A 21,498-nucleotide genomic window follows, 5' to 3' on the forward strand; every position below is an offset into this window, starting at 1 on the left:
AGTCCGGAGTTCAAGCTGCGGATCCTTGCCGAATATGAGAATGCCCCGCATGGGGAGAAAGCGGCGGTGTTGCGGCGGGAAGGGTTGTATTCGTCGCATCTGATCGAGTGGGCGAGAGCCCGCGACGCCGGGGCTCTGACCGGCAGCGGCAGCGACGGGGATTCATCCTCGGGATCGCGGCGGCCGGCTCGGAAGACCGCTGAGCTGATCGAGTTGGAGAAGCTACGCCGGCAGAACGAGAAACTGCAGGCGGATCTGAAGAAGACCCGGATGGCGTTGGACATCATGGGAAAAGCGCACGCGCTCTTGGAAGAACTCTCCGAGAGCGCGGACAACGATCCGCCGCCGAGCGGGTCCTGACCACGGCGTTGACTGACCTGCGTTCGGCGGGGATAGGGGTGCAACGCGGCTGCGAGTTGACGGGGACCTCCCGCGCGACGCACTACCGCCGCCGCAGCGGGCTGGGGCCGGTGCACGGGCCGTGGCTGCCGCGGACCCCGCCGCCGTCGGCGCTGTCGGACACCGAACGGGTCCGCATCCTCGAGGTGCTCAACAGTGCGGCGTATGCCGATTTGGCGATTCCGCAGGTCTGGGCTCGGGAACTCGACGAGGGCCGGTACTGGTGCTCCCTGTCGACGATGTATCGCATCGCCCGCACGGCCGGGCAGGTCCGCGAACGACGCCGGCAGGCCACCCACCCGCCACGGGTGCGTCCCGAGCTGGTCGCGACCGGCCCGTCGCAGGTGTGGTCGTGGGACATCACCGCGTTGAAAGGACCGGTCAAAGGCATCTGGTATCGCTGCTACGTGGTCATCGACATCTACTCCCGTTACGTGACCGGGTGGCTGGTCGCGGCCGGCGTAGACGCTGTCGTGGCCCGCGATTTCCTCGCCGACGCGGTCTGGCGCAACGGGACCGAGCCGCACACTCTGCACGCCGACCGCGGTGGTGTCATGGTGTCCAGACCGGTGTCCGAGATGCTGGTGAGCCTCGGCGTGCTCCGCTCGCATTCACGACCGCGGACGTCGAACGACAACCCGTACTCCGAAGCGCAGTTCAAGACGATGAAATACGTGCCCGACTTCCCCGACCGGTTCGGCTCCCTCGCCGACGCCCGCGCCTTCTGCGACAGCTTCTTCACCGCCTATAACCATGAACACCGCCATTCCGGGATCGGCTGGCACACCCCGGCGTCAGTCCACTTCGGCACCGCCGAGCAGATCCGCGCGCAGCGACAGACCACCCTCGACCAGGCCTACACCGCTCACCCGGACCGGTTCACCCGCCGTCCGCGAGCACCCCAGGCACCCGACAGCGCCTGGATCAACAACCCCGCCCGGCAAGAACAACCCACCCGCTAACGACAACCTGTCTCAGGTTGACTTGACAACTACCGTTTGGCCCCCGCGGCCCGCGGGACTGACACCATCCTCGCCGCGTGCATGGCATCCGGAACGTGATGGTGGCGAGGAGCGACTCTGCCGATGTGCGCGCACCTGACCTTGCTTCAAGCGCTTCTCCGATGTCGGGCGATCGCGCGGGTGCGGCAGGCGGTGGCACCGGAACCACGCTACGGCTGGAAGTACTCTGACATCACGCGGCCGACCCATTCCGGCTGCTTGATGTCGACCGGGAGGAACTCCGCCATCGTCGGCTTCAAGTCGATGACCGGCGTGCCCGAGACCGCATCGAAGCCCACCACCGTCAGTTCGCGGCCATGGACGGATTCGATGGCGCAGCACGTTACCCCGATGCGGTTTGGTCTGCGGGGGCCGCGGCCAGCGAATACGCCAACGGGCGGGAGGTCAGAGCGGCCGCGGTAGGGGCGGGGTTCGCGGTAGTCGCCGTGCTCCGGGAACTGGTCGAAGATGAAGAGGACCTCCACGTGGGAGAAGTCCTCCAGACCCTGGAGGCACGCCTCGCCGAAGCGCTCGTCAATGGTGATCGTGCTGCGGACGGCACCCCAGTTGTCCGTGTGCTGGACATCCGTCCGGTCGTTCCGGACCGTACCTATCGGAGTGATCTCGAAGCTCAGCATGGCTAGAGGCTATCCGCACCGCGCACAAACCAGCGTCGAGGCTATCGGCGCCGCCGTCGACCACGCCCCGGGCCGCCAACGAGACCGCATTCAGATGATCAGCAGGAAATCGCGCCAATGACGTGATCTCAGCAGGAATCCGGTAGGTATCGGTATTCGAAATGGGTTAACACGAGGCTGGCGCGGACGATGTCGCCGACGTTGCGAGGGCTGGCGGTGGTATGGCGCAGGGCGTACCAGCGGCCGGTGAGCAGGGCGAAGCCGCGTTCGCCGAGGCCGCGTAGGGCTCGCAGGAGCCGGTTGTAGGTGCGGTTGTCGGTGTCGAGACGGTTGCCGTCGGCCGGTTGCTTGACTGGGGTGTGGATGCCCTGGCCCGCGCCCTCGTAGCCAGAGTCGGCGAGGGTGGGCAGGTCCAGTTGCGAGGCTGCCCAGTACAGCGCGCCGGTGATGTCGTGGAGTTGGGCGCAGGTGAAATCGTGTAGGTGGCCGGGTGCCGCGTCCGAGGTCCAGATCGGTAGCCCATCGGGACGCATGATCGCTTGGATGTTCGCGCCGAAGTCGCGGTGCTTGCCGGAGTACCAGGCGTCGATCGTTTCGCCTTTGACGCTGGTGGTCGTCTCCGTGAGGCGGTCGGTGTCGAACAGTTTTCCGTCGAGGATCACGTGGCACCAGCCCTCGTCGGCGACCCGCTGCAGGGCGGTGTGTAGGTCCGGGGCCTGAGCGGACAGGACCGTGATGGCCTCAGCGATGTAGCGGTACGCCGTGGCCCTCGACACGGCGAATCCGGCGCCGAGCAGGGCCTTGTCCTCGCCTTTGCGGAACCAGACCAGCACCATCAGCGCCTGGCGAAAGCAGGTCAACGCCCTGGTGCCCTGACGGGTGCCGCGGGCGCGGCGTTCGGCGGCCAGCAGCCGGGCAAGGTGGTGCACGAGTTCCCTGGGGACGTCGAGCATGACACGGTAGGCGATCACGTGGAGTCCTGACTGGTAAAGTAGATCTAGGCAGACCTTTTCTACCGAGGACTCCACGCCCGTTCCCAGCGCCGTCCGCCATGGACGGTGGGGGTCCGTGTCGACCAATTTTCGGACTCCAGCTCCGGCATTGACACTTCGCATCAGAGCTGGCCAGACCGCAAGCCATGACGCCCTGCGCGATCCTGCGTCGCATTCGAAGGGCCGGCCCGATCAGCGTGGGAACGGGCCCAGGGGTGACGTGTCACCTACGGACCACTTGTGACCGAACGGGTCCGTGAAGCCACCTTGACGGTGCGTCCCCCAGGGCACGTGGTGATCCTCGATTCCCGCACCGATAGCGCCCGCGGCGACGGCGCGCTCGATGAAGGTGTCGGGATCGTCGGCAAACACCTCGATGCGGATACTTGTGACCCCCGCCTGGCCGGGACTGGTCTCTGTGGGGTTCTCGGGATTGACCTCATGGAGGAAGAAGGCGGCGCCACTGATCTCAAGGCCGGCCACGCCACCAAGGTTCCACAGCTCTGTCGCGCCCAGTGCAGTCTTGTACCAGGCAACCGCAGCGTCTGCATCTTGGACGATCAGCATCACAGAGATCACTGGTGGCGAAGCTGACACCGTGTCGCCGGACGGGGCGGAACGATCTTTCAGTTCCTCAGTCATGCCCACAGCATGCCGGACGGCATCAGCAGCGTCTGCCCGGTCCGGCCGACAGCCAGACTCCACCAGCCCAACGACCAGCAGATCGCGAAGTGTCAGCGCCGTCCAACCCTGCTGAGATCACTTCAATAGATCAAGTAATTTCGGCAGGCTTGATACGCAGGTTCAGCAGCATGTCCTCAAAGGTCTGGGGTCCAAATCGCGCCGCCACTATGTGCACCGGTGAACACGCCATGTCCAGTGTCACACCGCTCACAGGACGCCTCTCGACGCCGGTCACCAACAGAGTCATTTCTTGCACGGTCACGTCCTCGATCGTGACGTCGTAGCCCAGCACAGCGCGGGTCCCTACCGAGAGCATGATGACTGTCTCATGTGCGAGGTCTACCAGCGGCGGTGGCGGGACAGGCCGCCTTCCAGCATTGATCGATGCCCAATGCTGCGCCCATGACCCTGATCGGCGAATCAGAAACAGGCCGTAACTCGATGCGGCGCCAGCTGTGGCCTGCCCGTGGTACAGGGTGCGGAAGTTCGCGGTACGTCCGGAAGATCTGCTCACCCGCTGACCCTACCGGCACTGACCTGCGGGACAGCGCTCCCTTTTGCCGCAGCCGCACGAATGGCTATTGCATTCCGGCATATGGTGGCAAAGGCGCCCTCCGTCACCAGTCGCGCCAATGCCTCGGACTTGGCCGGACGGACAGGCCAGGCGCGCACTATTCTCGGCAGATTCGTGCACCCGCCGGGGCATGCGACCTCATTCAGGGTTCACGCAGAGTGACTTGGCGCTGTGCTGATCTTGCGGCCTCCGCCACGGATTGGCTAGCAGTCGCGTGAGAACCGTGTCGACCGGTCGTCCCGCGCGGTTATCGCGTAGCGCACCATGCGCGGTGGCAAGCTGCCCCCGAACCTTGTTGAGATCACCTCAATGGATACAAGGCCATTTGCAGGGACTTGCAGCTCTCAGGAAGGCGCCGTCGGCCATGAACAGCAGCGCGAAGGTTCCAGTAGGAAGCTCCGGTATCCATCGGGCAATCGAACCCTGGACGCCTGCTTTGCCGAGCTTCAGGACGTCCGTGACAGATCCGTCTCGGGACGTGGGTGACACGTCCGGCTAGACGATTTCCAGGCGGCCGATTCTGTCGCGGCTCGCACGGCAGGTGGTTGGTTCGGGCATTGCCGACTCCTCGACCGCAGCTCGCGAACTGCTTGTCGAGCATCGCGAGATACCACTACATCACTGAGCCATTTTCATGGTGGGTAGCGGGCGTCTTCGGCGGCTTGCAGGACGAGGATGGCCTGCACGATCGCGCTGGCGCGGCGCGGGCGGCAGGCAGCTTGGTCAGGACTTTCCAAGTCTTGAGCGTGGCGAGGGCGCGTTCGCCGAGGGCTCGGATCTTGGCGTGGTGCCGGTTGACTGACTTCTGCCGGTGGGACAGGCGGGTGCGGCGGCGTTTGAACGGAGTCCAGATGGTGCCGCCGGCGCCTTGGTAGCCCTTGTCCGCGAAAGTCAGCACGTTCGCGCTGGTCAGGGCGTCGATCAGGCCGTGGGTGCGGGCGGCGGTCAGGTCGTGCGTTGAGCCGGGCAGCGCGGGTGAGGCCCAGACCAGCCGTGCCGCAGGGTCGGCCGGGACCTGCACGTTCACGCCGTGGCGCTTGTGCTTGCCGGAGTAGTAGGGCCGCTGGTCGGCGATCCGGTCGATCGGGATCAGCGTGCCGTCGAGGATCGCATACGCCAGCTTGGCAGCTCGGCGCATCGCGGCGAGGTCCGCGGCGTGGGCGGCGAGCAGGTCGACGGCTTCGCGCAGGTACCGCCACACCGTCGTCACCGACACCCCGAACCCGGCTGCGAGGCGGGTAAGGGTGTCGCCGTTGCGCAGGTGCGCTAAGGCCATCAGCGCCTGCTGATGCGCGGGCAGCCGCCAGCGGGCGCCCAACGTTCTCCGCCGGGTGCGGAGCAGGTCGGTCAGGCGGGTCAGGCTGCGCGTGGACAGCGGGATGCTGGCAGGATAGGTCAGCAACGAAGCTCCCGTGCTGGGCGGTCGTTCTTGGTCGACTGCTGTCCTACCGGGAGCTTCGTCCTGTCTGGAGCACGGACACGCCGGAGTCGCGCAGTTTGGCTCGAAAGGTGGCGGGCTCGATGACCTACTACGACTACTCCGAGGACTCGTCGCTACATGCGGTGGTGTGCCTGGATCCGCGGGATCCGGCTGGTGTCGCCCGGACTTCTCAGGCGTGGCTGAAACAGGGTTGGGACGGCCTGTTCGGTGAGGTGTCGCGGGCAGTGGCCGCGAAGAATCCGGATGTGGCGGCCTCGCTGATCGTGTGTGCAACCGAGCGGGACCCGATCCGTGCCGTCCGTCGTTCCGATGCTCGATGGGCGACGGCGTTGAACAAGATTCACGAAAACCCGGTGCTGGTCCAAGCCGCGGCCGATGCGGAGGAGAAGAAGTTGTCCTACGCGCATGTCCGCCTCGGGGTGAGTCGGGTGCTGGACAACAATCCCTGGGTTCGCCTGGTCACCCGGGCGATGCTGGGCACTGCCTTCGACCCGGCGGTGGAGTATGACCGGTGGGTGGACTTCTTGGCCAGGGTGTTGGCCGATGCAGATCCCGCGTACGGCGAGGTCAGCCATGACGGCGGCAATGACTCGTCTACCGAGTTGGACAAGGCGCTTCGGCGTGACAGAAATGTCTCCGTCGAGCAGAGTCGGCAGCTGCTGCGCGGATACTCGTGGGTGACGGTGGTGCCCCAGGAGCTGGTCCACCGGCTTGGTGGGGCTGATGTCATCGAGGCGTCCGGTGCGGTGGAGGAGGTACGACGCCTGAGAGCTGGTGGTGTGCTGCTGCGAGCGACCCGGACGCCGGAGGAATTCGACGACGCGGCGATGCGCCGCCTCTTCGGGCTGCTGGCTCCCGTGTTGCCCCCGGGACAGCCACGTGACCTTCCCGGTTGGCCGACCAGCCATCGAGTCGTCTATGAAGACGCATCGATCTACCACTGAGCCCACCGCGATCGCACACCCATCCTTGTCCTCCACCCCGCTGAAGCCGCACGCTATCCACGATGAAAATGGCTCACTAACGAGAACGACAGCGGCCCCGGAGGCGCATTCCCGAGTTCCGGGCACGTGTCGATACACGCTTTTGGCCGGATGCGCGGCAAGGTCACGTGCGCGCTTCGCCGCTGGCCGGGTGGCCGCCTTGTATGCTCCGCGGATGCCCGACGCGCCCGACCGCGAGTGTCATTGCCTTCTCTGCGAGGGCGACGGCACACCGCGGGTTCGGTGGCGGCGGGCAGAGAAGTCCTGGCCGGAGCGCGAGCGCCGCAATGCCCGGCTGGTTCGTGAGTATGGTTGGGGCGTCACCGGCGTTCTTGGCATGACCACGCCCGACTGGGCCTACTCGATCGGTCTGTGGCACAGCTACGGCAGCGTCGAGTTGTGCCTGCTCGGCATCCCGCAGCAGCGGGCCATGGAGATCGTCAACTCGGTCGGCTGCCTGATCCGTGATGGGCAGCCCCTGACCCCCGGCCGCAGGTTGGCAGGCTTCATCGACGGGTACGAGCTCGCGCTCGCTCCGGTGCACAGCAGTTGGTACGGGCAACTGTTCGGCGCGGCCATGGATTACTATCAGCGTCCGCCGTTCCCGGTCGGGCAATTGCTGTGGCCGGACAAGGCCGGCCGCTACCCGGGTGACCCCGAGCTTGAAGACGGCGCGCATGAGGCCCAGCCGTCGCTGTGGCTGCCGATGGACGAGCACCCGCGCAGTATGTGGACCGAGCCGACGCCGCCATGGATGTACCCGAACCTTGATCTTTGCCAGGTCGTGTTCACGCTCAAGCGCATCATGGACGGCGGCCGCCCGGTCAACGGTGTGATCCACGATCACGACGGGAGCTGGCAGTTCCTCGACGGCGACGCAATAAGGCAGCCGGACGTGACCACCGCGCATCTGGTCCACCTCGTCGCCCACCACGACGTCGGCCAGTTGCTGGACCTGCCGGCGGGTTGGCGCGCTTGGCGGCAGCCCGACGGCAACTGGCTACGCTCGACCGTCGAGCCGCAGTAAGCCTGCCAGTCGCACTGCGGGCCCGAGCCCAGCAGTGAGGACCTGACCAACGGACGCTGGCTCCAGGTCGAGCTGCCCGCAGCCGACGGAGTCGGAGCAACTGCTCGCCGGTCTGCCAGGAGCGGATGCGGCAGACGACCTGACGCTGCCACGCTGTCCGGAACGCTCACCGCTGCACGCTTCTGCCGCCGATCGAGTTGCGCGGGATCGACCGCAACCGATCACTCCGCGTAGAGGGCAGCCACGGATGAGAGCGGCCACGTGGGCGGCCGGACATGCCGATGAGCGCGCGTGCCGACCAGTGCTCGTACTCGTACAAGACGGTGCGGTTGGTGGCGCCCGGGCTGGTAACGTTCGGCGCCATGTGGACCGAGGAGATCGTGGCCGGGCGGCCGGCCTGGCGGCACATCCCATCCGGCGTGGTCTTTCGGGAGGTGCCGGGCGGGACCTTCCGCATGGGTCTGTCCGAGGCGGAACTGGCGGCGGTACGTGCAATCGAGCGCAGTGGAGGAGTAGAGGACTCTCTTGAGCCGTTCTTCGTCGGTGCCGGGGTCGCCCAGCCGGTACGCGAGGTGCGGGTCGAACCATTCCTGATCGCCCGGCACCCGATGACGGTCGCGCAGGTCCAGCACTGGTTGCCCGAGTACGAGGACGACTACGCCGACGCGGACTCCGGCACGGCCCGGATCGAGGATGACCTGGACGACCTGCTCGAGGCGATGCCGTTCCGGCTGCCCAGCGAGGCGGAGTGGGAGTACGCAGCCCGAGCCGGCACCACCACCTTGACCTTCCGCGGCGACGGGAAACCCGGCGAGGACCAACTGCTCGACGACTTCGGTAATGAGCAGCGGACAGCCGCCGCTGAGAACGCGTTCGGGCTGGCCGCCATGGGCTCGGCGAACGAAATCTGCGCCGACGTGTGGATTCCCGGTTTCGTGGGCGCGCCGGCGGATGCCCGCCCACGCACCGGTGACGGTCTCAGGGCGGTACGCGGCGGCGCCGCCGACCTCTACCCGTGGCAGGGCTGCGACGAATGGCTGCTGCTGCTCGCCGCCACCCGGTATGAGCACGCTCAGTTCACCGCGGTCCGCCCGGTCGCACCACTGCCACCGTGCAATTAGCCAGAGCCGCCGGACGAGACGGATACACCGCAACGTTCGCTATCAGCCGCGGACCGCGCGTCACAAGCAGTGAGCGGGAGACGCGCAGGCTCAGCGTCCGGTCGTGCCGAGTTGAGTGCGTTGCCTGACGTCGAGATCGCGGCAGATTCAGACAAGCCGGAACCGCTGTAATCCACTGCGGCCAAGAAGGGTGCCCGTCGCTTCGGCCATCGCCTGTGCGGCCGGACCGATGCGATAGCCAGTCAGGCGTCTGCCATTCTGATCCTTGACGTGAGCCGGACGAGTGGTGGCTATCAGTACCGACCGAACCGCCCGTGTTTGCCGCAGGAGGACCTGGTGTGTGTCGGCAGCGACTTCGTCTTCGAACCAGCTAACGGCCAGCCTGCCGGCATCAAAGTATGCCCCGCCGTCCGGGTGCTGGTACCCGTCGTCGTGATCGCAGTAGGTACCGCCGGGGTCATGTCGGCGCGTTGAGCGCAGGAGTTGAACAGCGGCAGCGACCGGTGGCCCGTCCGGCGGAGGGACGCCGTCGGCAAGCGTGACGGTTGATGGCAGGCTTGCACCGATCGGCAGGTGCAGGAACGCCTGAACTCCGCGACCGCCGCAGGCCATCGCGTTTCCCAGCGAGTCGTGCAGGTGGACTGGGTGACGTCCCAGCGGTCCCGGTTGCGAGCACTGCCACGCGGCGGCAGGGAACTTGTCGCGCAACGCCATGTCGAACGCGTCTTCGTCCTCGGGCAGCAACCAGGTTCCGACATTCATCGTCCGGGAACCCACGTACGCCATCACCAGACGGTACGTCATACCGATCGCCCATGATCCGGTGCACGCTCATGCCGCGGGTCGAGCGCGTAGGCGGCCGGTGCGGCCATCACCGTCCGTAGCTAAGCCCGCTCGGCAGATGTGCTTTGCCGGTGTGGGTGCCCGGGTAAGGGGCTACGCCCAGGGCGGGATGTATCGGCCGACGTAGTCGCGAGCACGGGGGAGCGGGTCATGCCAATACTGGTTCGGCCTGCGGTGGTGGTGCTTCTCGCAGAACTCAGCGAGACTGTCCGTGATCTTGATGTGTTCTAGCGGGTGGCCTTCGAAGTCTGTGTTGACAGCCAGCAGTTGCGGCTCCGGATTCCAGCCCGAGTGGTCGAACGCCCAGCCATCCCAGGCCGCGTAGGTGTGGAAGACCTGCCGCTCGCCCGGAAAGCGCACCGCGATTATCTCGATGGGCCGGTCTGGATAGGAACCCCGGCAGACCCAGGCGAGGATGTGACACGCTCCGGCAGCGAAGAAGGCTTGGTCCGTCCGTTCCCATGCGACCCGCTGGTCTGATCGCTCGATCGGCGTCCGACGAAACGCTCCCGCTGCTTTGGCTGCCACAGCCCGGACGGTAGTGGATGAGCCGACGCATCCGCTCACTGCGCGCAGACCGCGCGTCCCCCAGCCGCTGCCGCCCGACTCTGCGGAGGGCAGTGCGTGTGATCATGGCGAGGTCGAGGCTTGGCGTCGCGCGCCGATGGCCTTGTACCGCAACGGCAGTCGGGCGGTCAGCCGGCGTAGCGGGGCTCGCTGATCCGCCGCCGGAATTCCGCGTGAGCGGTCTGGAAGACGTCGTTGAGCCGCTGGAGTTCGGACTCGGTCGGTTCTCGCCGCAGCCCGACATCGATCTTGAAGTCGCCGTCCACGATCGCCACGTCGAGGCGGTCGAGCAGGTCTGCGGGAAGCCTGGTGATGACGAACTCGCGGAACGCGTCGGAGATGGCGCCCGCCATGTCGCCGCACCCGCAGGTGCGGCCATCCAGGACCGCAGCAAGGTGGCTGCGGCCGATGATCGCGTCCGGGTGAACGGGGCCCATGACGGTCAGCCCCTCCTCCAGGACCGTGCGGGCCTCCGACAGCCGGCCCTCATGCTGGAGGAACAGACCGAGGGCGATGCAGGCCCGCCCGACCGCGTCGTGGTCGGTGCCGCGGCGCGCCTGGTTCACTGCCTCGGTCAGCCGTTGCTCCGCCGGGCCCACCTGGCCGGCCTCCTTCAGTGCGAGGCCCCAGTTGCGCAGCACCTGGCTCCGCAGCTCCGGACGACCGATGCGCTCCGCCCTCGCGTGCGCCGACGCGTACGTGCGCAGCGCCGCCTCGGCATCGCCGGCTTCGTCCTGGGCCATCGCCAAGCCGAGCGCTGCCATCAGCGCCTCCTCCTGCCGGCCCAGGCGGTCGTACGAAGCGAGCACGCGCTCGATCGCATCAACCCGCCCCGCCTGGTCACCGAGATCCCGGCCGAGGTTCGCCAGGGCGGACAAGGCGTTGAGCGTCGCCTGGTGGTCAATGCCGAGCCGCTCCTCCAAGGCGGCGACCAGGGAGGTGAGCAGGAGCTTGGATGCCGGATCGTTGTGGTCCAGCATCTGGGTGACGACTTGCCCGATCTGCTCGACGACCTCGTCGGGCAGTTGGTGCAGGCCCACGAAGAGCGGCTCGCGGGTGCCACCGGCCTGCACAATCGCTGCTCGCAACGCCAAGGCTGAGGCCACCCGCTCGTGCCCGTTGCGCCACAGGTTGGCCACCGCCTCCTCGACGACCTGCCGGGCCTCTGCCACGTCGCCACGCTGCCGCAGCAGGTCCGCCAATGGTTCGAGGCCGAACGCGTACCCCGCGTGCTCGCGGCCGTAAAAGGCGAGCCGCTCCTGAACGCCCTGGCGTAACTCCGTCTCGGCCTCGTCGAGTCGTCCGGCCATGCGCAGCGCCAAGCCCAGATTGAGTCGATAGGTCAACTGGTCCTTGTGGGACTCGCGATCGCGCGGCGGCGCGGAGGCGGCGCGGCGGTAGTACTCGATCGCGCGATCGCGTTGATCGGTGTCCAGCAGCACATTGCCGAGGTCGCACTGGGCCGAGGCCCATTCCGGGCTGCCGTGACCGTGTATGTCCGTGGCGGCCTGCAGCTCGCGCGTCATGAGGTTCTCAGCGTCGCCCATACGGCCCTCGCGCAACAGCGCGGAGGCCACCTCGGCCGGAGTGAGGGGTGTCGTCACGAGCCGCAAGTTTAGGGCCACCTACTGACGTTCGCGCACCCCTGGGAACACCTCGAGCGAGGCCCCGCCCGGCGCCATCAACCAACCATGATCGGACATCCGCATCTGCCGCGATCCGCGCGGCACGCAGCGTGACGGCTGGAGCTGCCGCTCGCCATCCTCATCTGCCGATGTGAGTGCTTCGGCAGCAGGTATCCCTACCGACGGTCGGCCAAGACCACCGCAGTACCGAATCCCATACACCAGGCCAAGGACGTCGCTTCCTCGAGCGCACCTCCGAGGGCCTCGGCCTCGGGGAATCGTCGGGCGCGTTGGGCGAGGTAGGCCGACAGTTGGGTGCTGAACGAGGGTGTGGCCTCGTCGACGAGATCAACGAGGGCGAACAGGTACATCCGGTTGAGGTCGGATAAGACCCCGTCGCTGGTCAGTCGATCGCTAGGGAAGGAATCAAGGAGCAATTGGCCGAACGCGTAGCCACACTCCGCTGCATCTCGCTCGGCATGAAGGGCTGGCTCCGGTGCCCCGTCTGCAGCCTCCGAGGCGATGAAGGCGGCGATCGCCGCACGGGGAACCGCCTCGGTGACCTGCGGTTCACCAACCTCGTTGAGACAACCCACCGGGTCTGAATCGTCAGACCGAAGACGTTCGAGCACATCGGGACCCAGGACAGCATCCGGCGGCAGCAAGTCCGTGCGGTCTTCGTAGTTCACTGATGGATTATCGCGTCAGGTCGCCAGGAAGCGCACTCTCATGCCGCGGGTCGCGCGTTGCTGGGAGCCGTGGCCAGCGGAGGCGTGGACCTGGTCAGCGGATGCCGCTGGTTCGGGCGGCAACGGCCAGGAGGGACCCGAACGGTTTAGAGCAACTCGAGGATGATGCCGTCCTCGGATTCGCTGCCGCCTGGGCCGTGTTCGTGGATGATGTCTACGATCATGTCGAACAGCGTCTGCCCTTGGCCACGCTGTGCGTCGCTGACCCTGGCCTCGATCCTCGCGCGGTGCGATGGGTGGCAGGTGAGGAGGATCTGCTCCAGCCAGCGGACCGTCGCGTCATAACCAAGCGCGACCCGGGACGAGTCAGAGTTGACCCACTTGAGCACCCAGCCGGTCTCGGGGGTGCCGAAGCCTCCGCGGAGGATGTCGTTGAAGGCATCGAGGCTTCCGTTCCAGGTGCCGTGACAAAGCAGCTGCGAGAACTCGCGTACGAAGCCGGCGAAGTCGACGAACGAGGCTCCGTCAATGACGAGCACGGGAAGGGCATCGCTCTGGTTGGTCACGGTGCAAGTATGGGCGCGACCTCAGCATCCGGATCTGCCGCTGACCGCTCGCTGAGCTGTGCTGGCGCGGTGTCGTTCAGCCGCTGAGGTCATCCGTGAGCCGAGGGCGGCTTGGGCCAGCTCCCAGACCCGGGCGAATTCGTCGGCAACTTGGGGCTGGCGCGCCAGAGCAGCCGAAGACCATCCTCAACCGAGTCAATCCCATCGGCCAAGGCTAGGTGGTAGTTGGCTTTCGCGCGGGAGGGCTGCCTTCAGGTTCTCAGCCGGTTGCGCGATCGGTGAGGCGGCGTAGCGCTGCTCGGACGTGGGGGAAGGCGAGTCGCAGGGTGTGGGCGGTGAGTCGGAGGCTCCACCAGGTGAGGGCGATGAGGTAGCCGACGATCAGGGCGCTGCTGGTGTCGTAGCTGAAGACGAGGGCGTACCCGATGGCCAGGCCGGGTGCGGTGATTGTGCGGATCACGCGGCTGTGGCTAGCGGTGAGGGCGGTGGCTGCGCCGAGGAGGGCTGCTCCGAGGCTGCCGGCGAGGCCAGGCATGCCGGTCAGGTCGACGGGGGTGGTGAGGGTGAGTGCTGCGCGCATGAGGAAGATGCCGGCGGCGGCGGTGATGGTGTGGGTGATGGCGGGGCGAGCCAGGGCGAGCCAGGTGGGCGTTGTGTCGGTGTGGATCCGTGGTGCGGTGACGGCGATGAGGGCGGCGCAGGCGGCCAGGGGTAGGGCGCCGCCGAGGGCCCACTTGAGGTACGGGGTGTAGTCGAGGCCGACGGCGGTGCCGGTGGCAAGTCCGTAGAGGGCGGCCGCGACGGTGCCGCCGACGGCGGCAGCAAAGTATCCGCGCCGGATGAGGCTGCCGGTGGTGGGTTCGGGTGTTGACGCGGCGGGTGTTCCGGCGAGCCAGGTGGTGGGTGCCAGGTGTGCTACGGCGAGGGCGGTGAGCATGGCGAGCGCGCCGGCGGTGCCGAGTTGCGGTAGGGAGGTGCGGGCGCCGATGACGGAGGTGAAGACCTTGGTGATGTCGGCGGTGAGGACGGCTTGCAGGAGCAGGGTCAGGGAGCAGGCGCCGATGAGAAGGGCGCCGGTGAGGTCGCTGATGCGGAGCCGGACGCGGGGTAGCCGTGCTGTGGCGGCGCGAGGTTGGGGTTGGTGGGCGGCGGTGAGGACCAGGGCTCCGTCAGCGAGGGCGTGAGGGTGACCGACGAGGACGGGGGTGATACCGGTGTCGTGGGCGAGCCGGTCGGTCAGCGCGGGTAGGGCGTGAGCTGGCCGCAGGATGACGGCGGCCAGGTGTTCCGTGTCGACGTCAGCGGCGTCGAGTAGTCCGGTGATCGTGGTGGGCACCTGATCGAGGAGGGGCTGCGCGGCGATCGTGATGTCCTCGCGGGTGATGACCGCGGGCTGTCGGGGCGCGGGCAGCAGGACCGGTGCGCGATCCTGTGCCGCGAGCAGGTTCCTGGCGGTGCGGACGGACTCCAGGACGGCGAGGCGGCCCTCTGCGTTGGCGTCGCAGGGTTGGTTGATCGCCGCTCGGAGTGGGTCGTCGTCGTTGGTTGCCGTGTGAACGACACGTTGGGTGATGAGGTGGTCGAGGTCTGGTATGCCGTCGAGTTGCTGTGTTGCAAGCTCGCGGTAGCCGTCGGTGACTGCCTGAAGGACGGTGAGGGTCGCCGGATGGCGGTCGGCCTGACACACGAGCACGCAGGAGTTCTCGGGCATGGTGAGGCCGAGTGTCGTGGCGTAGGCGGCGAGGGCGGCAGGTGCGGTGACCAGGGCGGGAGACGGTAGTCCCGATCGGGCGGCCGCCTCGCCGATTTGTCCGCGGCGGCGTGGTCCCCAACTCGGTGGGATGGTCACGGTGAGCTTGGTGATCGGCTGGCCGACCTGGTGGGCAGCATGGTGGCCGGCATGCCGCAGGACGGCAGCGAGCAGATCCACCGGGTCGGGTTGTGTCGCATCGTAGGCACCAGCGGGCTTGCCGAGCAGGTCGGCGGGATCGTCGACGAAGCGGTGGTCCGCCGGGAGGGACCTCGCGGCCGTGGTGTCGAGGCCGACGTAGAGCTGGCCCGCGGGGCCGATGGCGACGCCCGGCGGCATGACGAGGCGACCGTCGATGAGGATCGGGACCCGAACGCCCTGCTGGCTGACGGTGACGGCGATGGCCGAGGAACTGAGGTCTATCGACGCCCTGGCGCCCCCGCTTGGCATGAGGGGCAGTCTCGCCCGTGAGGGCGAGACGTCAACCGTGATCCTCTCCGCGTGATCCTTTGTGCGCGGATGGTGAGAATCCTTCTCGGTGGGATGGCAGAACATGCTGATCCTCGTGTATCCGGGGAGGTTGAGGATCAACCGCAGAGGAAGGGGGTGCCGTCAATGTCTCCGGATAAGAGCGACAGGCTCGCCGAGTACGGCGCACGGGCGACGGTTCACCCTCCGCGCGACTCACCACCACCGCCGGGTTCGATGTCGCGTTCCCTGGCCAGCGGTGCTCGTGCTGTCATCGGCGCCAGCTTCTTCCTGGTGGTGGTGCCGACGCTGCTCTGGTTCGCTGGCGGCAATCCCGTGCAACGGCTGCCCGCGTGGTCGCAGATCCCGGACTGGTTCGAACGCTCTAGCGGCCGATTCACCCCGGACGTCCTCATCGGCGCGGCACTCTGGGCGATGTGGCTGCTGTGGGGCGTGTTCGCGCTGCTCCTGCTTGTAGAGATCCTCGCGGCGCTCACCCGGTGGCGCATTCCCGTGCTCAGGCTGCCGGCCCCGCTGCACCGCCTCGTGTTCGGCTTGGCTGGCACCGCCGCGCTCGCCGTCACGTCCGCCGGGTCACTCGACCGTGCGGCGAACCCGGACCAGCCGGCTGCATTCGCCGCCGCGACGGAGCGCGCCGACGTTCCTCGGCAGGCCGCCGCCCGTGGTCCCGCCGTCATCCACGTCGCCGAGCAGCGCTACCTCTACACCGTCGAGCGACACGACACCCTGTCCAAGGTCGCCACCGAGTGGCTCGGGGACGCGAACCGGTGGCCGGAGATCTGCCAGCTGAACAAGCACCGCCACTTCCCCCAGGTCGGCGGCACCCTGCGCGACTGCAACCTCATCTACCCCGGCTGGCAACTGCGACTACCCGGTGACGCCCGCCCACCACAGGCCGCCAAACCCGCCACACCACCGTCGACGGTCACGCCGTCACCTGCACCGCCGAGCGCCGAGCCACAGCCACCCGGTTCCACCGCGCAGCCGCCCACCACCGAGAAACCCCCTGCCGTCCCGAGCACCGCACCGTCGACGGCCCCGAGCACGTCCCTACCGCCGAATCACTCATCGGCATCCCCCAGCCTCGCTGCGCCGCCGCCAGTCTCTCCGACCGCCACCGACACGCACACACCGGCGGTGACGACCGACGAAGACGGCGTGAAGCTGTCGGCCTCCACCTGGCTGCCCTGGTCCCTCGCCTCTGCGATCAGCGCTGCCGCCGCGTTGGTCTGGCTTCAACGCCGGCGCCGCGACACCGGCGATCCGGAGGCCGAACCACCCGTCGAGCTGCCACCGCCGGTTGTCCAGGTCCGCCGCGCCGTGGCCACCCACCGCCCCGAACCATCCGACTCGGACAACGACGACGGCGAGCCAACCGGCCGCGTACCGGAGCTCGTGTCGCTGCCGACCGGCGGAATCGGCGTCGTCGGCGACGGCGCGCACGCCGCAGCCCGCGCCGCGCTCGTCGCAGCCTTGGCATCCGGCGGCCCGAACCACCCCGACGCACGCGGTGAGGTCGTCATCGACGCCGCGACCCTGGTCACGCTTCTCGGCCCCGACGCCACGGCCCTCGCACCATGGCCACGGCTGCACATCACTGACAGCAGCGATCACGCGCTCGCCGCGATCGAGGCCCGGCTCCTGCACCGCAGCCGCATCCTCGACGAGCACGCACTGACCGACCTGGACACACTGCGCCAGCAGGCCCCCGACGAGGAAGCCCTGCCACCGGTCGTCCTCATCACTGCAGTCCCACCCGCCAACGCCCGCATGCGGGCCAAGGCCGCTTTCACTCTCGGCGGCGACCTGGGCGTGTCCGCCGTGCTGCTCGGCGAATGGCAGCACGGCGTCACCAGCGACGTGGCCTCCGACGGCCACACCACACTCGCCGCTGGGTCAGCGACCGAGCCGATCCCACCACGCCTGCCCGTCCTCGACACCCGCACCGCTATCGGGATTCTGACCACTCTGCGGGAGGCGCAGACCGGGGAACCGACAACGCTGTCCTCAGCCGCTGCGCCAAGCCCAGCCGTCCCGCTGCACGCGAGCCGGACCGACACCGCGTCTCCCGACCGGCCCGAACCGGTCACCGCGACCGTCGAACCCAAGGCCACCGGCAAGGCGTGCCTGCGGGTGCTCGGGCCGCCGCGCATCGACAACATCACCCAGCCCGGCCGCCCCCTGCGCGCCAAAGCCCTCGAACTCGCCGTGTTCCTGGCCTGCCACCCCGACGGCGTCACCACCCGCGAGATCGGCGAATACCTCGAACCCGACGCCCGCCTCAGCCAATCCGACCAGCGCGTACACACCAACGCGAGCAACCTGCGACACGTCCTCGCCCGAGCCGGCACCCTCGATGCGAGGAACGCCTACGTCGTCAAGAACGCCGGACGCTACCGACTCGACCCCGCCGCCGTCGACGTCGACGTCTGGACCCTGCGCGACCTGCTCCGCACGGCCGCCATCGCCACCGGCCCACGCCGCCGCGAGCTGCTCACCGCCGCCTGCGACCTCTACACCGCGCCACTGGCCGACGGTCAAGACTACGAATGGCTGCAACCACACCGAGAGACCGTGCGCCGCTGGGGCACCGAAGCCCGTCTACTCCTGGCAGACGCCCTCATCGACACCGACCCACAGGCTGCATCCGACCTGCTCGACAAGGCCATCGGACTGGACCGCTACAACGAGGCCCTCTACACCAAGGCGATGCACGCCCGCCATGCCCTCGGCGACGCCGACGGCATCCACACCCTCCTTCGCGCCCTGACCAAAGCCCTCGCCGATCTCGACGTCGAACCCCAGGAAGCGACCGTCACGCTCGTCCACCGGCTTCGGAGCAACCCTGCCGACAGGTGATCACCATCGGTACCGCGCACAGCCAGCCAGGGACTGACGCCGCTTGCCGAGGCCATCCAGAGCCATCGCCGGGGAGATGCCCGGCGTCCGGATCTGTCGATGACCGGATGCAGGGGAGTCAACCGGACGGAAGTGCGGAGCAGCGATGGATTTACGGGCCGCTCGGCGATGCGGTTGTCCGTGCTTCGTCGCGACGAGACAGCCGGTCAGGCTCAGGCAGGGAACGAAGCAATGCCGGCAGGGCGCCAAACACGAGGGGAAGGCCGCCCAGCTCGCTGATCCCGACCCATGCGATGTCGTCATGCTCGTCAGGTGCACGGTTGGTGGGGGAGCCGACCCAGTCTCTGATTTGCCAGACGCCCACGTGGACGGCGTCCTCGCCACTGCCGGCATGCAGGTCGCCCAACCGTGACGAGGACTCCGCCACAATGTGAACCCCTAGCTCCTCGTGCATCTCACGCGCGAGGGCCTGTAGTTCCGACTCACCCGCTTCGACGTGCCCCCCGGGCAGATCCCAGAGATCCGGGTATGCCCGGCGGGTCGGGCTGCGGTGTACCAGCAGGACCGCGCCGTTCTCCACGAGCGCGCCGCAGACGACGACATGCATGACGGGATTAGAGCACAAGGATAGGACAAGCTCGCTCCAGCCAGAGGGCACGCGCAGACATCCGGCTCTGCCGCAGGTCGGTCGCTATGGCCGGCGCCCTCGCGCCGCGGGGATCGCCGTGCTGCCGGACAACAGTCTGGATCTGCAGACCCGGATGCGTTTCATCTGATGGCGGTGATCGAAGGAGCCCGGCTGGTGCTGGTTCGGCACGCGAATCTGGTTGTCGAACCGCCGGTGCCGGCCGAGCGGTGGCAGCTCGGCCCCGCCGGCCGGGCCGCTGCCCGCGCTCTCTGAACAGCCACCAGGGTCACCACCTTCAGCCACGCGCGGATCTGCCGCCGACCGACCGCTACACACTGTCACCACAACGGATCAAGTCGGCACCCGGTCGTTCCGATGAGCGCACAGTGCCCGGTGTCCGCTCAACAGCCTCCTGTGGTTAGCATCATTTGTGACAGATATCCATGTACTTCGCGTGTTCTGCGGTCCCGGCGGTAGGTACGGAAACCAGCTCGGCGTTGTTCTTGACGGCCATGCCGTGGCCACTGGGCAGGACCGCCAAGCCGTGGCCGCGCGGCTGGGCTTCAGCGAAACTGTCTTCGTCGATGATGCCGACACAGGGGTCGTCGATATTTACACGCCGACTGTGCGGCTGCCGTTTGCCGGGCATCCCCTGGTGGGCACGTCCTGGTTGCTGGGTCGGCTCCGAGCCAGGCCGGAACTCCTACACCCGCCGGCGGGCTCGGTGCCAACCTGGCAGGACGGCGAGTTCACCTGGATCAGGGGTCGCGCGCAGTGGGCGCCCGACAGGCGCATGCAGCAGTACGCCTCAGCCGAGGAGGTCGACTCGCTACCGTGTCCGCCGCCAGGTGGCGGGTGGCTGTACGCGTGGGCGTGGCAAGACCGGGCCGCCGGTCGGGTGCGTACCAGAGGATTTCCCCGCCGGGGCGACGCCATCGTCGAGGATGAAGCCACCGGAGCGTCCGCGATCGTGCTCACCGCCGAGCTGCGCCGGGCGCTGGACATCATACAGGGCAAGGGATCGCAAATCCTGACTCGACCAGGTCCGAACGACACCGTCGATGTCGGCGGCCGGGTCATCCTCGAGGAAACCCGATCCCTTAAATGAGCCACCCCCACAGCGCCCAAGCCAGGCCTGAAAATTTCCGCTATGCCGCTGTCCGCGCGTGCATCCCGAGTCCAGTGCGTCCCCGGTCGACGCCGAGATCTAGGCTCGGACCATGGGTGCGATACTCCGTCAAAGTGGTCTGATACTCGAGGTTCCCGAGGCGGAAGCGGCAGTGGGACACCACCGTGACGTGCTCGACGCCAGCGCCCGGCTAGGGGTCCCGGCCCACGTCACCGTGCTGTTCCCGTTCGTGCCTCCAGCTCAGACCGACCTGGTGGTCGTAGCTGAGCTTCGGCGGATCTTCGCCAACACCGCGGCGTTCGACTTTCGACTGACCCGCACCGCATGGTTTGGCGACGAAGTTCTGTGGCTCGCGCCGGAGGATCCCCAGCCCTTCCGGATCCTCACAGAGCTCGTGCACACAGCCTTCCCGGATTTCCCGCCGTTCGAGGGGCAGTTTGACGACGTCGTGCCTCACCTGACAGTGGCTCATGGCTGCGACTTGGAGGACATGCAAGCTGCAGAACGGGCCCTCGAACAGCATCTGCCCATCGTGGGACGTGCCCGGAAGATGACGCTCATCGCTCAGGCCGATGACAGCGGCACTTGGATCAGGCAGACCACGTTTCCGTTGGCTGAGCCGGACAGGAGTTGAACGTCCTCTCTTGCCGCTTGTCGTGCCGGCGGATCGCGCCGGGTTGGGCGAGGAAGGTGGGATCAAGACGCGGCGATTACCGCCGGCATTCGATGTTCGGCGATACGGCTCCTGCGGAGACCATGGCGGATGACCGAGACTGTAGCGATGTCTCAAGATGTCGGGGGTGCGCCGCGCACGCAGGTAGCAATCACCGCTCTGCTCATCGTCGCCGGCGTGCTCATCCTCTTCGTCCCCGCCGGTGACGAGGGCAGAGTCCTCGTGCCCCTCAGCGAAGGTCACGGACTATCCGCCGTAGACGGGGTCGGCGCAGCACTGCTGGCGTTGGGCGGCACCTGGCTGGAAGTGCTCGTGGTACGGCGCCTGCCCTACCTCGCCCTGCCCCCACGGGCCTTGTTCGCACTCGGCCTGCTGGCCGGCCTCGGCATGGGGCTCCTGATTGCCTCGGTCTTTTCGGGATTCTTCTGGTGGTGGGCTGTCGGCGCCACGACACTTGGCGTTGCCGTCCTCGTCCTCGTGCCCCTCACGGCGCGCCGTTGAGGTCGCGTCGATGTGCACGGCGCACGCGTCGCCCATGGCGGTCGCCGCGACGACGTCGGCGGTGGGCGCGGTGAGCACCAGGGTGGCGCAGCTAGGCGGTATCTCCGCGCGGCCAGTACCGCGTCCAGCCCGGCGTGGTGGTGTGCGGGCGCGACCTGGACCAGCACCGGCAGCTACGCGAGCGGTAGAACAACTCGACCGCCTCGATCCCATGGTGGGAATCGTCCCGTGCGGCAAGCGGAGCCGCAGAGTTTGAGCGGCGGCGGGTGACGCCGCGAGTGTGACGCAGCAGCCAGCCGCCGCGGCTTGCGGTGTAGGT

The 21,498-nt window shown here is 67.7% G+C and carries 21 protein-coding genes and 2 pseudogenes; 10 read left to right on the forward strand and 13 right to left on the reverse strand.

What is annotated here, in order from left to right; translation table 11 throughout:
- Nucleotides 1-360 (forward strand): transposase (locus tag NCC78_RS08710; protein WP_504919714.1); only part of this gene is annotated, 360 nt, incomplete at its 5' end.
- A 38-nt stretch (nt 361-398) separates the two neighbouring features.
- The gene (locus tag NCC78_RS08715) at nt 399-1,361 is read left to right on the forward strand and encodes a DDE-type integrase/transposase/recombinase (protein ID WP_250793220.1); all 963 of its coding nucleotides are present in this window, start codon (nt 399-401) and stop codon (nt 1,359-1,361) included.
- A 209-nt stretch (nt 1,362-1,570) separates the two neighbouring features.
- On the opposite strand, the gene NCC78_RS08720 is transcribed toward NCC78_RS08715, so the two are convergent.
- From NCC78_RS08720 to NCC78_RS08740, 5 genes and pseudogenes are all read right to left on the reverse strand, one after another.
- Entirely contained in the window at nt 1,571-2,038 is a 468-nt protein-coding gene (locus NCC78_RS08720; RefSeq protein WP_250793222.1) for an SAM-dependent methyltransferase, read from the reverse strand.
- Between the two features lie 128 nt (nt 2,039-2,166).
- The gene (locus NCC78_RS08725) at nt 2,167-3,009 is read right to left on the reverse strand and encodes a transposase family protein (protein ID WP_250793223.1); all 843 of its coding nucleotides are present in this window, start codon (nt 3,007-3,009) and stop codon (nt 2,167-2,169) included.
- 213 nt (nt 3,010-3,222) lie between these two features.
- A complete protein-coding gene (locus NCC78_RS08730; protein WP_250793225.1) occupies nt 3,223-3,672 on the reverse strand; it encodes a VOC family protein in 450 nt (149 codons plus the stop codon).
- A gap of 130 nt (nt 3,673-3,802) precedes the next feature.
- Complete coding sequence (locus NCC78_RS08735; RefSeq protein WP_250793227.1) at nt 3,803-4,228, reverse strand: hypothetical protein; 426 nt, start codon at nt 4,226-4,228, stop codon at nt 3,803-3,805.
- A gap of 692 nt (nt 4,229-4,920) precedes the next feature.
- Nucleotides 4,921-5,690 (reverse strand): annotated as a pseudogene (locus tag NCC78_RS08740) (transposase family protein).
- A 119-nt stretch (nt 5,691-5,809) separates the two neighbouring features.
- Between NCC78_RS08740 and NCC78_RS08745 the strand changes: the two are divergent.
- From NCC78_RS08745 to NCC78_RS08755, 3 genes are all read left to right on the forward strand, one after another.
- Nucleotides 5,810-6,673 carry a hypothetical protein gene (locus tag NCC78_RS08745; protein ID WP_250793229.1) on the forward strand — a complete coding sequence of 288 codons (864 nt, stop codon included), beginning with the start codon at nt 5,810-5,812 and terminating at the stop codon, nt 6,671-6,673.
- Nucleotides 6,674-6,887: 214 nt separating this feature from the next.
- A complete protein-coding gene (locus tag NCC78_RS08750) occupies nt 6,888-7,739 on the forward strand; it encodes a DUF4262 domain-containing protein (RefSeq protein WP_250793231.1) in 852 nt (283 codons plus the stop codon).
- A gap of 362 nt (nt 7,740-8,101) precedes the next feature.
- A complete protein-coding gene (locus tag NCC78_RS08755) occupies nt 8,102-8,860 on the forward strand; it encodes a formylglycine-generating enzyme family protein (protein ID WP_308220880.1) in 759 nt (252 codons plus the stop codon).
- 147 nt (nt 8,861-9,007) lie between these two features.
- Here NCC78_RS08755 and NCC78_RS08760 read toward each other — a convergent pair whose 3' ends face one another.
- The 6 genes from NCC78_RS08760 to NCC78_RS08785 all read right to left on the reverse strand — a co-directional run bounded on the left by NCC78_RS08760 (nt 9,008) and on the right by NCC78_RS08785 (nt 15,350).
- Nucleotides 9,008-9,646 carry a hypothetical protein gene (locus NCC78_RS08760; RefSeq protein ID WP_250793243.1) on the reverse strand — a complete coding sequence of 213 codons (639 nt, stop codon included), beginning with the start codon at nt 9,644-9,646 and terminating at the stop codon, nt 9,008-9,010.
- A 150-nt stretch (nt 9,647-9,796) separates the two neighbouring features.
- Complete coding sequence (locus NCC78_RS08765) at nt 9,797-10,231, reverse strand: hypothetical protein (RefSeq protein WP_250793245.1); 435 nt, start codon at nt 10,229-10,231, stop codon at nt 9,797-9,799.
- Between the two features lie 167 nt (nt 10,232-10,398).
- Nucleotides 10,399-11,874, reverse strand: coding sequence for a tetratricopeptide repeat protein (locus tag NCC78_RS08770; protein ID WP_250793246.1), 1,476 nt, complete (start codon nt 11,872-11,874; stop codon nt 10,399-10,401).
- Between the two features lie 197 nt (nt 11,875-12,071).
- Nucleotides 12,072-12,584, reverse strand: a complete 513-nt coding sequence (locus NCC78_RS08775) for a hypothetical protein (protein WP_250793248.1) — start codon at nt 12,582-12,584, stop codon at nt 12,072-12,074.
- Between the two features lie 146 nt (nt 12,585-12,730).
- Nucleotides 12,731-13,150, reverse strand: coding sequence for a barstar family protein (locus NCC78_RS08780; protein WP_250793250.1), 420 nt, complete (start codon nt 13,148-13,150; stop codon nt 12,731-12,733).
- Between the two features lie 259 nt (nt 13,151-13,409).
- The gene (locus NCC78_RS08785; RefSeq protein WP_250793252.1) at nt 13,410-15,350 is read right to left on the reverse strand and encodes an Hsp70 family protein; all 1,941 of its coding nucleotides are present in this window, start codon (nt 15,348-15,350) and stop codon (nt 13,410-13,412) included.
- 255 nt (nt 15,351-15,605) lie between these two features.
- Here NCC78_RS08785 and NCC78_RS08790 point away from each other — a divergent pair, with 255 nt between their 5' ends.
- Complete coding sequence (locus NCC78_RS08790; RefSeq protein ID WP_250793254.1) at nt 15,606-18,248, forward strand: LysM peptidoglycan-binding domain-containing protein; 2,643 nt, start codon at nt 15,606-15,608, stop codon at nt 18,246-18,248.
- A 151-nt stretch (nt 18,249-18,399) separates the two neighbouring features.
- Here NCC78_RS08790 and NCC78_RS08795 read toward each other — a convergent pair whose 3' ends face one another.
- Nucleotides 18,400-18,855, reverse strand: a complete 456-nt coding sequence (locus tag NCC78_RS08795) for an NUDIX domain-containing protein (protein ID WP_250793256.1) — start codon at nt 18,853-18,855, stop codon at nt 18,400-18,402.
- Nucleotides 18,856-19,023: 168 nt separating this feature from the next.
- Between NCC78_RS08795 and NCC78_RS31995 the strand changes: the two genes are divergently transcribed.
- The 4 genes from NCC78_RS31995 (at nt 19,024) to NCC78_RS08810 (ending at nt 21,179) form a co-directional block, all read left to right on the forward strand.
- Nucleotides 19,024-19,149 (forward strand): hypothetical protein, encoded by a 126-nt coding sequence (locus tag NCC78_RS31995; RefSeq protein ID WP_284706269.1) that lies wholly within the window; start codon nt 19,024-19,026, stop codon nt 19,147-19,149.
- A gap of 157 nt (nt 19,150-19,306) precedes the next feature.
- Entirely contained in the window at nt 19,307-19,984 is a 678-nt protein-coding gene (locus tag NCC78_RS08800) for a PhzF family phenazine biosynthesis protein (protein WP_250793258.1), read from the forward strand.
- Between the two features lie 112 nt (nt 19,985-20,096).
- On the forward strand, nt 20,097-20,639 hold the full coding sequence (locus NCC78_RS08805; RefSeq protein ID WP_250793260.1) for a 2'-5' RNA ligase family protein: 543 nt from the start codon (nt 20,097-20,099) through the stop codon (nt 20,637-20,639).
- A gap of 147 nt (nt 20,640-20,786) precedes the next feature.
- Complete coding sequence (locus NCC78_RS08810) at nt 20,787-21,179, forward strand: hypothetical protein (RefSeq protein ID WP_250793262.1); 393 nt, start codon at nt 20,787-20,789, stop codon at nt 21,177-21,179.
- 91 nt (nt 21,180-21,270) lie between these two features.
- Here NCC78_RS08810 and NCC78_RS32695 read toward each other — a convergent pair.
- Nucleotides 21,271-21,483 (reverse strand): annotated as a pseudogene (locus tag NCC78_RS32695) (GNAT family N-acetyltransferase, cg3035/Rv0428c family); the annotation flags it as partial.
- Between the last annotated feature and the right edge of the window lie 15 nt (nt 21,484-21,498).

It is taken from the genome of Micromonospora phytophila, from assembly GCF_023656545.1.
GTDB lineage: Bacteria > Actinomycetota > Actinomycetes > Mycobacteriales > Micromonosporaceae > Micromonospora > Micromonospora phytophila.

What these genes read in the sequence shown, in the direction of transcription:
- NCC78_RS08795 (WP_250793256.1), bottom strand. Translation starts at nt 18,855, where the DNA reads ATGCATGTCGTCGTCTGCGGCGCGCTCGTGGAGAACGGCGCGGTCCTG.
- NCC78_RS08745 (WP_250793229.1), top strand. Translation starts at nt 5,810, where the DNA reads ATGACCTACTACGACTACTCCGAGGACTCGTCGCTACATGCGGTGGTG.
- NCC78_RS08760 (WP_250793243.1), bottom strand. Translation starts at nt 9,646, where the DNA reads ATGGCGTACGTGGGTTCCCGGACGATGAATGTCGGAACCTGGTTGCTG.
- NCC78_RS08730 (WP_250793225.1), bottom strand. Translation starts at nt 3,672, where the DNA reads ATGACTGAGGAACTGAAAGATCGTTCCGCCCCGTCCGGCGACACGGTG.
- NCC78_RS08805 (WP_250793260.1), top strand. Translation starts at nt 20,097, where the DNA reads ATGGGTGCGATACTCCGTCAAAGTGGTCTGATACTCGAGGTTCCCGAG.
- NCC78_RS31995 (WP_284706269.1), top strand. Translation starts at nt 19,024, where the DNA reads ATGGCGGTGATCGAAGGAGCCCGGCTGGTGCTGGTTCGGCACGCGAAT.
- NCC78_RS08720 (WP_250793222.1), bottom strand. Translation starts at nt 2,038, where the DNA reads ATGCTGAGCTTCGAGATCACTCCGATAGGTACGGTCCGGAACGACCGG.
- NCC78_RS08755 (WP_308220880.1), top strand. Translation starts at nt 8,102, where the DNA reads ATGTGGACCGAGGAGATCGTGGCCGGGCGGCCGGCCTGGCGGCACATC.
- NCC78_RS08810 (WP_250793262.1), top strand. Translation starts at nt 20,787, where the DNA reads ATGTCTCAAGATGTCGGGGGTGCGCCGCGCACGCAGGTAGCAATCACC.
- NCC78_RS08785 (WP_250793252.1), bottom strand. Translation starts at nt 15,350, where the DNA reads ATGCCAAGCGGGGGCGCCAGGGCGTCGATAGACCTCAGTTCCTCGGCC.
- NCC78_RS08790 (WP_250793254.1), top strand. Translation starts at nt 15,606, where the DNA reads ATGTCGCGTTCCCTGGCCAGCGGTGCTCGTGCTGTCATCGGCGCCAGC.
- NCC78_RS08750 (WP_250793231.1), top strand. Translation starts at nt 6,888, where the DNA reads ATGCCCGACGCGCCCGACCGCGAGTGTCATTGCCTTCTCTGCGAGGGC.